9 protein-coding genes are annotated in these 10,168 nt (G+C 73.5%); 7 read left to right on the forward strand and 2 right to left on the reverse strand.

The features are described from left to right. Positions 1-25 precede the first annotated feature (25 nt). The 3 genes from AB0M03_RS34975 (at position 26) to AB0M03_RS34985 (ending at position 2,082) form a co-directional block, all read left to right on the forward strand. Positions 26-1,300 carry an MFS transporter gene (locus tag AB0M03_RS34975; RefSeq protein WP_363499490.1) on the forward strand — a complete coding sequence of 425 codons (1,275 nt, stop codon included), beginning with the start codon at positions 26-28 and terminating at the stop codon, positions 1,298-1,300. 43 nt (positions 1,301-1,343) lie between these two features. After that, positions 1,344-1,466, forward strand: coding sequence for an SGM_5486 family transporter-associated protein (locus AB0M03_RS34980; RefSeq protein ID WP_363499492.1), 123 nt, complete (start codon positions 1,344-1,346; stop codon positions 1,464-1,466). A gap of 88 nt (positions 1,467-1,554) precedes the next feature. Beyond that, positions 1,555-2,082: a histidine phosphatase family protein gene (locus AB0M03_RS34985; RefSeq protein WP_363499494.1), complete on the forward strand. Its 528-nt coding sequence runs from the start codon at positions 1,555-1,557 to the stop codon at positions 2,080-2,082. Positions 2,083-2,142: 60 nt separating this feature from the next. Here AB0M03_RS34985 and serB read toward each other — a convergent pair whose 3' ends face one another. Continuing rightward, entirely contained in the window at positions 2,143-3,399 is a 1,257-nt protein-coding gene (gene serB / locus AB0M03_RS34990) for a phosphoserine phosphatase SerB (protein ID WP_363499496.1), read from the reverse strand. 159 nt (positions 3,400-3,558) lie between these two features. On the opposite strand from serB, the gene AB0M03_RS34995 reads away from it, so the two are divergent. From AB0M03_RS34995 to AB0M03_RS35005, 3 genes are all read left to right on the forward strand, one after another. Beyond that, positions 3,559-6,183, forward strand: coding sequence for an FHA domain-containing protein (locus AB0M03_RS34995; RefSeq protein ID WP_363499498.1), 2,625 nt, complete (start codon positions 3,559-3,561; stop codon positions 6,181-6,183). A gap of 132 nt (positions 6,184-6,315) precedes the next feature. Beyond that, the gene (locus tag AB0M03_RS35000) at positions 6,316-7,467 is read left to right on the forward strand and encodes a GAF domain-containing sensor histidine kinase (protein WP_363499500.1); all 1,152 of its coding nucleotides are present in this window, start codon (positions 6,316-6,318) and stop codon (positions 7,465-7,467) included. A 1-nt stretch (position 7,468) separates the two neighbouring features. Continuing rightward, a complete protein-coding gene (locus AB0M03_RS35005) occupies positions 7,469-8,113 on the forward strand; it encodes a response regulator transcription factor (RefSeq protein ID WP_363499506.1) in 645 nt (214 codons plus the stop codon). A 166-nt stretch (positions 8,114-8,279) separates the two neighbouring features. Here AB0M03_RS35005 and AB0M03_RS35010 read toward each other — a convergent pair whose 3' ends face one another. After that, the gene (locus AB0M03_RS35010) at positions 8,280-9,077 is read right to left on the reverse strand and encodes a hypothetical protein (RefSeq protein WP_363499502.1); all 798 of its coding nucleotides are present in this window, start codon (positions 9,075-9,077) and stop codon (positions 8,280-8,282) included. A gap of 199 nt (positions 9,078-9,276) precedes the next feature. Here AB0M03_RS35010 and AB0M03_RS35015 point away from each other — a divergent pair, with 199 nt between their 5' ends. Next, positions 9,277-10,068, forward strand: a complete 792-nt coding sequence (locus AB0M03_RS35015) for an ABC transporter ATP-binding protein (protein WP_363499504.1) — start codon at positions 9,277-9,279, stop codon at positions 10,066-10,068. The last annotated feature ends 100 nt before the right edge of the window (positions 10,069-10,168 follow it).

Raw genomic sequence — 10,168 nt, forward strand, 5'->3', positions numbered from 1 at the left:
ATCCCATCATTCTATGATGGGCGCTATGTCGACCGCTGCGGACACCGCCGCCCACCGCCGCGCCGAGCCCGTCCCGGCCGCGCCACCACCCGCCCGTGCCCGCCTGCTCGTCCTGCTGCTGACCGCAGCCGTCGCGCTGGCCGCCGTCAACCTGCGCCCCGTCGTCACCAGTCTCGGCCCGCTGCTCGACGACGTGCGCGCCGACCTCGGCATGAGCGCCGGCACCGCCGGCCTGCTCACCGCCGTGCCCTCGCTCTGCTTCGCGCTGTTCGGTCCGGCGGCCCCGGCGCTGGCCCGCCGGATCGGCCCGATCGCGGTGGTCGCCGCCGGCATGGGCGCGATCACCCTCGGCGTGGCGGCCCGCTCCTTCGCCGGCGGCACCGCGGTCTTCCTGCTGCTCACGGCGGTGGCGCTGGCCGGTGTCGCGGTCTCCAACGTGCTGCTCCCGGTCGTCATCAAGCGGTACTTCCCGCACCGGGTCGGCCCGATGATCGGCCTGTACTCGATGGCCCTGTCGGTCGGCACCGCGCTGGCGGCCGCCGCCACCGTGCCGCTGGCCGCCGCGATGGGCGGCAGCTGGCGGGCCGGCCTCGGCATCTGGGCGGTGCTCGGCGGCGCCGCGGTGCTGCTCTGGCTGGCGGTGGCCCTGCTGCGCCGGGAGCCGTCCGCGGGGGAGGAGCCCGCGGCGGACGGTCCCCGGGTGTCCATCGTGCGCAGCCGTACCGCCTGGGCGCTGGCCGTGTTCCTGGGCCTGCAGGCCACCAGCGCGTACGCCACGATGGGCTGGCTGCCCAAGATCTACCAGGACGCCGGAGTGTCGGACGGTGCCTCCGGCGTGCTGCTCGCCGTGGTGATGGCGGTCAGCATGCCCGCCTCCTTCGTGCTGCCGAACCTGGCGGCCCGCCGCGGCGACCAGCGGCTGTTCGTCGTGGTGCTGGGGCTGTGCGGCATCGCCGGGTACAGCGGGCTGGCGTTCGCCGCGGGCACCGCGTCCTGGCTGTGGGCCGGCCTGGTCGGGCTGTCGATGTGCGCCTTCCCGCTCGCCCTCACCATGATCGGCCTGCGGGCCCGGACGCCCGGCGGCGTCGCCCGGCTCTCGGCGTTCTCGCAGAGCGTCGGCTACCTGATCTCCATCCCCGGGCCGATCCTGGTGGGCGCCGTCTACCAGGCCACCGGCAGCTGGTACCTGCCGCTCGGCCTGCTCGCCCTGCTGCTGGTGCCGCAGATGGTGTTCGGTGCGATGGCCGGACGCCCCCGGCACATCGAGGACGAGCTGCCGCGCATCCCGGCGAACGCATGACCCCGGTTTCCGGACGGGGCGTCCGGAGTGCGACACTCGGCGCATGCCAGTTCTCGAACCCGAGCCGCAGGACGGCCAGAAGAAGCTGCTCCAGCTCATGGCCGTGATCGCCGGTGTGGTCGTCGTCGTCGCCGTGATCGCCATGGTCGCCGCCCGCCAGGGCTGACGGGCCCGCCCGGCGCGCTCCACTCCTGCGGGTGGCGACCTCCCGGACCCCGCGCCCGGCGGCACATTTTCTGCAAAGCTCTAGGGGTATGAGCGCCGACACACCCCGAAGGATCATCGTTCTCCGTCACGCCAAGGCCGACTGGCCGAACCAGGTGGCCGACCACGACCGGCCGCTGGCCGACCGCGGCCGGCACCAGGCGCCCGAGGCGGGCCGCTGGCTGGCCGACTCCGGCATCAATCCCGACTACGTGCTCTGCTCCACCGCGCTGCGCACCAGGGAGACCTGGAAGCTCGCCGCGCACGAACTGCCCAAGCGCCCGCGCCGGACGGTCTACGAGGACCGGGTGTACGAGGCCAGCCCGGGCGAGATCATCGCGGTGCTCCAGGAGACCCCGGACGAGTTCGCCGACCTGATCCTGGTCGGCCACAACCCGGGCGTCCTCGGCCTCACCCAGGTCCTCGCCGGGGACGAGGGCGACGCCGACGCGCTCAACCGGCTCCGGCTCAGCAGCTTCCCGACCGCGGCCATCGCGGTGCTCAGCTTCACCGGCGAGTGGAAGTCGGTCGAGCCCGGCATCGCCAAGCTGGACTCGTACCACACCCCGCAGGACTGAGACTGCGGAAACGACGAAGGGTGGCCCGGCACGGGCCACCCTCGCGTGCCGTCCGGGGTGTCAGTCCGCGGTGCTGCCGTCGAGCTCGTCGGCCGCCTCGACCTCGTCGCGGGTGATGCCCAGCAGGTAGAGCACGGTGTCCAGGAAGGGCACGTTCACCGCGGTGTGCGCGGCCTCGCGGACCACCGGCTTGGCGTTGAACGCCACGCCCAGCCCGGCCGCGTTCAGCATGTCGAGGTCGTTGGCGCCGTCGCCGATCGCCACCGTCTGCGCCAGCGGCACCCCGGCCTGCTCGGCGAACCGGGCCAGCCAGCGGGCCTTGCCCGCGCGGTCCACGATCTCGCCGGTGACCCGGCCGGTGAACCTGCCGTCCGCCACCTCCAGGGTGTTGGCGGCCGCGAAGTCCAGCCCCAGCTGCTCCACCAGGTGGTCGGTGACCTGCGTGAACCCGCCGGAGACGATCGCCACCTGGTAGCCGAGGCGCTTCAGGGTGCGGATCAGCGTGCGGGCGCCCGGCGTCAGCCGCACCTCGGCGCGGACCTTCTCCACCACGTCGGCGTCCAGCCCGGCCAGCAGCGCGACCCGGGCCCGCAGCGACTCCGCGAAGTCCAGTTCGCCGCGCATCGCGGCGGCCGTCACCTCGGCGACCTTCGCCTCGCAGCCGGCGTGCGCCGCGAACAGCTCGATGACCTCGTCCTGGATCAGCGTGGAGTCGACGTCCATCACCACCAGGCGCTTGGCCCGGCGGTGCAGGCCGGCGCCGACCACGGCGATGTCCACGCCCAGCGCGGACGCCTCCGGGGCCAGCCCCGCGCGCAGCTGCTCGGTGGGCAGACCGGACACCGCCAGCTCCACGGCGGTCACCGGGTACTTCGCCAGCCGGAACACCCGGTCGATGTTGCCGCCGGCCTCGCTGATCCGGCCGGCCAGCGCGGCCACCGCCTCCGCGGTCAGCGGGTGGCCGAGCACGGTGACGTGCGAACGGCCCTCGCGGCGCGCGGGGTTGTCGCCCGTACCGGAGATGATCTCGGCCTGCAGCTTCAGGGACTCGGCCCAGCGGTGCACGGTCGAGCGCAGCTCGCCCTCCGGGCCGCCGGCGGCGGGCGGAGTCACCAGGGCGCACAGCGTTATCCGGCCACGGGTGACGACCTGCTCGATGTCGATCACGTCCACGCCGAACTCGGCGAGCGTGGCGAACAGGCCCGCCGTGATTCCGGGGCGGTCCTTGCCGAACACCTTGACGAGCAGCGTGCGCTCGCCGTCGGTCCGTGGCTGCGGGGCGGGGAGGGGCTCGGCGGCCGGATCAGTCGCGTTCATGGTGCCTCCCACGCTACCCGCCCGAGTGTCCCGGCCACGCCCCGCGTCCGCACGCTGGGACGACACCGCTGCCCCGGTTTCGTTGCCGGCCGGTCACAAAGCCCGAGGTGACTTTCAGGTACGGCAGCGGGGCTGGAATGATTCCCCCGTCAGATTCACATGCGCAACTCCCCGCCAGGGGAGCCAATCGGGGGACCGAGAGAGCGGGGGCAGGCGGACGTGCCGCAACTCGTACTGGAGCTCAACGGGCAGCAGACCGTCCTGGAGCCGGGCCGCGCGTACACCATCGGACGGGACCCGGCATCGGACTTCGCGTTCGACGACGCCAGGGTCTCCTGGCGGCACGCCACCATCTCCTTCGACGGGGCCGGCTGGCAGCTGCAGGACCACGGTTCCACCAACGGCACCTACGCGGGCGGCGCCCGCACCCAGCACGTGCCGCTGTTCCCGGGCGGCGTGGTGCACCTCGGCAACGCCGACAACGGGCCGCGGCTCGCCTTCTCGGCGCCCGCCCAGGCCCCCGCACCGCAGGCCAACGTGCACGAGGCCGTGACCAGCCGTGCCGCGCCGCCGCCGATGGCCCAGCAGCCCCCGGCCGCCCAGCAGCCGTGGGCGCAGCACCCGCAGCCGCCCGTCCACCAGCAGTGGGACACCCCGGCCCCGCAGCCCGCCGTGCCGCACCAGGGCCACCCGCAGCACGCCCCGGTGCCGCCGCAGGCGCACGTGCCGCACCAGGCCCAGCCGCTGCCGAACGGCCTCGGTAACCCGACGATGGTGCGCAACCTCACCGCCGGCATGCGCACCATCCGCATCGGCCGCGCCCTGGACAACGACATCGTCGTCTCCGACCTGCAGGTCTCCCGCCACCACGCGGAGCTGCGGCAGCTCGCCGACGGCCGCTGGGAGATCGTCGACCTCGGCAGCCACAACGGAATCTTCCTCAACGGCCAGCCGGTGCAGCGTCAGCTGATGGGCCCGCAGGACCGCCTGACGGTCGGCCGCTCCAGCTTCGTCCTGGTCGGCGACCAGCTGCAGGAGTTCGTCGACACCGGCGCCGTCACCTTCTCCGCCCGCCACCTGACCGTCGAGGTCGAGTTCAAGGGCGGCAAGAAGGTCCTGCTCAACGACGTCTCCTTCTCCGTCCCGGAGAAGTCCCTGGTCGCCGTCATCGGCCCGTCCGGCTCCGGCAAGTCCACCCTGCTGCGCGCCCTGACCGGCTACCGCCCCGCCGACCGCGGCGAGGTGCTGTACGACAACCAGAACCTGTACCAGCAGTTCGCCGAGCTCCGCTCGCGCATCGGCCTGGTGCCGCAGTCCGAGATCCTGCACAAGGAGCTCACCGTCCGCAGCGGCCTCAAGTACGCCGCCCGGCTGCGCTTCCCCGGCGACACCGAGGCCGCCGAGCGCGAGCGCCGCATCGACGAGGTGCTGTACGAGCTGCGCCTGGACAAGCGCGCCGACAACCGGATCACCGCCCTCTCCGGCGGCCAGCAGAAGCGCGTCTCGGTCGCCCTGGAGCTGCTCACCAAGCCCTCGCTGATCTTCCTGGACGAGCCCACCTCCGGCCTCGACCCGGGTATGGACCGCGAGGTCATGCAGACCCTCCGGGGTCTGGCCGACGACGGCCGCACGGTCCTCGTCGTCACCCACTCGGTGGCCGAACTCGCCCTCTGCGACCGGCTGCTGGTCATGGCGCCGGGCGGCTCGGTGGCCTACTTCGGCCCGCCGTCCGAGGCCCTGCACTTCTTCGGCTACGAGACCTGGGCCGACGTCTTCCAGGCCTTCGAGAACTACCCCGACCACGACTGGGCCGGCCGCTACAAGGGCTCCGTCCACTACCGGCAGTACTCCGCCGACGTGGACGCCCCCGTGCAGCACGCCACCCCGAGCGTGCCGCTCGCCCAGGTCCGCCCGCCGAAGCCGCAGAGCTGGGGCTCCCAGCTGTGGACGCTGATCAGCCGCTATCTCGCGGTCGTCGGCTCCGACAAGGGCTTCATGCTGCTGTCCCTGCTGCTGCCGCTCGTCCTCGGCGGCGTCTCGGTGCTGATCCCCGACAAGTGCGGCCTGGCCGCCTGCGCCTCCGGCCGGAACGACATCGCCAAGATGATCCTGCTGGTGGTCGCCTTCGGCGCCTGCCTCTCCGGCTCGGCGAACTCCGTCCGAGAACTGATCAAGGAACGGGCGATCTACGAACGGGAACGGGCCACCGGCCTCTCCCGCTCCGCCTACCTGGTCTCCAAGATCGTCGTGCTCGGCCTGGTCAGCTTCCTCCAGGGCGGCATCATCTCCGCGATCGCCTTCAAGACCCGCACCCTGCCCGCCGAGGGCCTGCTCCTGAAGAGCATGCCCGCCGCCGAGATGGCGATCGGCGTGATCCTGCTGAGCTTCACCTCGATGCTGGTCGGCCTGACCATCTCGGCGCTCGTGAAGACCGCCGAGAAGACCATGCCGCTGCTGGTCATGTTCGCCATCGTCCAGATGGTCTTCACCGGCGCCATCTTCCAGGTCTTCGACAAGCCCGGCCTGGAGCAGTTCGCCTGGCTGATGCCCGGCCGCTGGGGCCTCGCCGCGAGCGGCAACACCCTCGACCTGGCACACACCTCCGCCGTCACCTACAACTCCGACGTCCGCCCGCCCACGCCGGTCGTCGACCCGCTGTGGGACCACACGGTCGGCCACCTCTTCCTCAACTGGTTCGCCCTGATCGCCATCTCGGTCGGCCTGGCCTTCCTCATCCAGCGCTTCCTGCGCCGCCACGAGCCCGAGGTCATGCAGAAGGGCTGACACCCCGCACCGCACACGACGGGCGGCACCCCTTCGCCGGGGTGCCGCCCGTCGCCGTACCCGCCGTACGCCCCCGGACCTAGGCCGGTCGCCTCATGCCCCGGCCCCCCGCCCGGCGGTAGCGTGGGGGACATGCCGCCCGAGGAACCCGCCCCCGCCTGCGACCCCTGCCTGGGCGGGATCGAGGCGATCAGCACCGCCGTGCTCGCGATGAGCCGCCACCTGGAGGTCCGCGAGGTCCTGCGCCGGATCACCGCCTCCGCCCGCACCCTGCTCGGCGCCGAGTACGCCGCCCTCGGCGTCCCCGACGACCACGGCGGCTTCGCCCAGTTCGTCGTCGACGGCGTCACCGACGAGCAGTGGCGCGCCATCGGCCCGCTGCCCCGCCAGCACGGCGTCCTCGCCGCCATGCTCCACGAACTGACACCCACCCGGCTCGCCGACGTCCGCACCGCCCCCGCCTTCGAGGGCTGGCCCGCCGCCCACCCCGAGCTCACGGACTTCCTCGGCATGCCGATCGTCGACGGCGACGAGATCCTCGGCGCCGTCTTCCTCGCCAACAAGGCCGGCGGCTTCACCGCCCACGACGAGGAACTCCTGCGCATCCTCGCCTCGCACGCCGCCCTCGCCCTCTCCAACGCCCGCCTCTACGAGCGCAGCCGCGAACTCACCCTCGCCGGCGAACGCGCCCGCATCGCCCACGACCTGCACGACGCGGTCTCGCAGAAGCTCTTCTCGCTGCGCCTCACCGCCAAGGCCGCCGCCACCCTCGTCGACCGCGACCCGGACCGCGCCCGCGCCGAACTCGCCGAAGTCGCCCGGCTCGCCGCCCAGGCCGCCGACGAACTGCGCGCCGTCGTCGTCGAACTGCGGCCCGCCGCCCTCGAGGAGGACGGCCTCACCGCCACCCTTGCCTCCCAGGTCCAGGTCCTCGACCGGGCGCACACCGCCGCCGTCGCCTTCACCGCCCAGCACGTCAAGGCCCTGCCCGCCGCCCAGGAGGCCGCCGTGCTGCGGGTCGCCCAGGAGGCCCTGCACAACGCGCTGCGGCACTCCGGGGCACAGAGCGTCCAGGTCGAGCTCACCGGCACGCCCTCCCGCGGCGCCGTCCTGCGGGTCACCGACGACGGCCGCGGCTTCGACCCGGACTCCGTCCGGCGGGCCGGCCGCCACCTCGGGCTGGTCTCGATGCGCGACCGCGCGGCCGCCGTCGGCGGCACCCTCACGCTGGAGTCGGCCCCGGGCAAGGGGACGGTCGTGGAGTTGGAGGTCCCCGGTGCCTGACATCCGGTCAATGATCCGCGTGCTGGTGGTCGACGACCACCAGGTGGTGCGGCGCGGCCTGCGCACCTTCCTGGAGGTCCAGGACGACATCGAGGTGGTCGGCGAGGCCGTGGACGGCGCAGAGGGCGCCGCGCTCGCCCAGCAGCTCGCCCCCGACGTCGTCCTGATGGACCTCAAGATGCCCGGCGTCGACGGCATCGAGGCCCTCAAGATGCTCCGTGACCAGGGCAACCGGGCCAAGGTCCTGATCGTCACCAGCTTCACCGAGCACCGCACCGTCGTCCCCGCCCTGCGGGCCGGTGCCGCCGGCTACGTGTACAAGGACGTCGATCCGGAGGCACTCGCGGGCGCCATCCGCTCGGTGCACGCCGGGCACGTGCTGCTCCAGCCCGAACTCGCCGAGGCACTGCTCTCGGACGAGGGGCCGCGGCCCGCGCAGGGGCGCGGCGGCACCCTCACCGACCGCGAGCGCGAGGTCCTCGGCCACATCGCGGACGGCCGCTCCAACCGGGAGATCGCCCGGAGCCTGCACCTCTCCGAGAAGACGGTGAAGACCCACGTCTCCAACATCCTGATGAAACTCGACCTCGCCGACCGCACCCAGGCCGCCCTCTGGGCCGTCCGCAACGCCGAGGAACACCCCTAGGGGCGCGGGCCAACCCGTAGGGGCGCGGGGAACTGCGCAATTCGGATGCGGGTCACTGCGCCGGTCAGGGGCCGGCCCCGGTGCGCCGTGAGACCCGCTCTCGGACTGCGCAGTTCCGCCCCCGGCCTTCGGCCGGGAGGTGCCCCCAGCGCCCCTTGTGGTTGCCCTAGCGGGGTTCGTCGACCAGGGCGTTGTAGGCGGCGACCTGGGCTCGGCGGGCGGTGCGTTCCAGCGGGTCGAGCACTTCGCGGCGGGCCGCCATCTCGGAGGCGGACACGGCGGCCCCGTGCCCGCCGGAGGCGATGGAGAGCAGGGCGGACACCTGCCGTGCGGACTCCAGCACGCGGACGGCCCGCGGCGGGTACCCCGGTGCCAGCAGTTCGGAGTGCCCGCGCCGTCGGTACGCCTCCAGCGCCCGCAGCGCCTCCGGCCCGGCCCCGGCGACGTCCAGGCGGGTGAGCAGCACGGTGGCCTGCCGGAGGCCGTCCGCGAGCTCGAACTCGGCCTCGTGCAGCGAGGGCACGTCCGCCGGCGGGCCGTCGTTGACCGTGGAGCAGCGCCACAGCACGGTCGCGGAGCGGTCCCCCTCCGGCCCGAACACCTGGACGTCCGGTACCAGCCCGATCGGCACCCCGACGGCGAGCACGGCCTCGCCGGCGCCCATCGCCTCGGTGTTGAACGCGGCGGGCCCGGTCAGGCCGAGCGGGTGTCCGGCGGTGGGGAGGGCGAGCCGCAGACCGCGGACGCCGAGGACGCGGAGCCGGCCGAGTGCCCAGGTGAGGCCGTGCAGCTCGCCGTCGGCGTCGCCGGGCAGTCCGGTGACGCGGTGCGACTCGTCGTCGCCGAGGACGGCGGCCGCGGCGTCGTCGGGCGGCACGCTGCCGGCGAGCAGGGCGTTGCCCCAGGCGGTGAGCCGGGCCGAGCGCGGCTCCTGGAACGGTTTGTCGGCGGGTGTGGCGAGCATCCCGCCAGCCTACGGACAAGTCCGCCATCCGCGTGGCGTAGGTTTGGGCTGTGCCCGTGCCGCGCACCCCGTCCCGCCCCTCCGGACCGGCGGAGTACGCTGCCCGCGCGCACCGACTGTCGAGACGACTGGACCGCACCCCGAGGCCCGATGCCGCCGGCCCTCGGACGGCCGACATCTGCATTGGGGAAGGCTAGGCATGAGTGACGTGCTGGAGCTCGTCGACGTTTCCGTGCTCCGGGAGGGGCGCCCGCTGATCGACCGGGTGTCCTGGTCGGTCGCCGAGGGCGAGCGCTGGGTGGTCCTGGGCCCGAACGGCGCGGGCAAGACGACGCTGCTGCAGGTCGCCTCCACGTACCTCTTCCCGACCACCGGCACCACCGCCGTCCTCGGCGAGAAGCTCGGCTCGGTCGACGTCTTCGAGCTCCGCGCGCGGATCGGCCTCGCCAGCGCGGCGATGTTCGACAAGCTGCCGGGCGAGCAGACCGTCCTGCAGACGGTGCTCACCGCGGCCTGGGGCATGACCGCCAGCTGGAACGAGCAGTACGACGTGGCCGACGAGGCCCGGGCGCTGGCGCTGCTGGACCGGCTCGGCATGGCCGGCTACACCACCCGCCGGTTCGGCACCCTCTCCGAGGGCGAGCGCAAGCGCACCCTGATCGCCCGCGCCCTGATGACCGACCCCGAGCTGCTGCTGCTGGACGAGCCGGCGGCCGGCCTCGACCTGGGCGGCCGCGAGGACCTGGTGCGCCGCCTGGGTGCGCTCGCCCAGGACGAGTACGCGCCCTCGATGGTGATGGTCACGCACCACGTCGAGGAGATCGCGCCGGGCTTCACCCACGTCCTGATGATCCGTCAGGGCAAGGTGCTGGTGGCCGGCCCGATCGACACCGAGCTGACGGCCCGCAACCTGTCGCTCTGCTTCGGCCTGCCGCTGACCCTGGAGCGGCACGGCGACCGCTGGTCCGCGCAGGGCCTCCCGATGGGCTGACCCGGTTTCCGGCGGCCGGACGGGGGGGGGGGGGGCGCGGGGGGGGGGGGGGGGGCGCGGCCGCGGGGGGGCCGCGACCGCGGCGAACACGCGAAAAACC

The organism is Kitasatospora sp. NPDC051914, assembly GCF_040680995.1.
In the GTDB taxonomy this organism is placed as follows: domain Bacteria; phylum Actinomycetota; class Actinomycetes; order Streptomycetales; family Streptomycetaceae; genus Kitasatospora.

Coding starts and splice junctions, on each gene's coding strand:
- AB0M03_RS34995 (WP_363499498.1), top strand. CDS start 3,559: ATGCGCAACTCCCCGCCAGGGGAGCCAATCGGGGGACCGAGAGAGCGG.
- AB0M03_RS35000 (WP_363499500.1), top strand. CDS start 6,316: ATGCCGCCCGAGGAACCCGCCCCCGCCTGCGACCCCTGCCTGGGCGGG.
- AB0M03_RS34985 (WP_363499494.1), top strand. CDS start 1,555: ATGAGCGCCGACACACCCCGAAGGATCATCGTTCTCCGTCACGCCAAG.
- AB0M03_RS34975 (WP_363499490.1), top strand. CDS start 26: ATGTCGACCGCTGCGGACACCGCCGCCCACCGCCGCGCCGAGCCCGTC.
- serB (WP_363499496.1), bottom strand. CDS start 3,399: ATGAACGCGACTGATCCGGCCGCCGAGCCCCTCCCCGCCCCGCAGCCA.
- AB0M03_RS34980 (WP_363499492.1), top strand. CDS start 1,344: ATGCCAGTTCTCGAACCCGAGCCGCAGGACGGCCAGAAGAAGCTGCTC.
- AB0M03_RS35010 (WP_363499502.1), bottom strand. CDS start 9,077: ATGCTCGCCACACCCGCCGACAAACCGTTCCAGGAGCCGCGCTCGGCC.
- AB0M03_RS35015 (WP_363499504.1), top strand. CDS start 9,277: ATGAGTGACGTGCTGGAGCTCGTCGACGTTTCCGTGCTCCGGGAGGGG.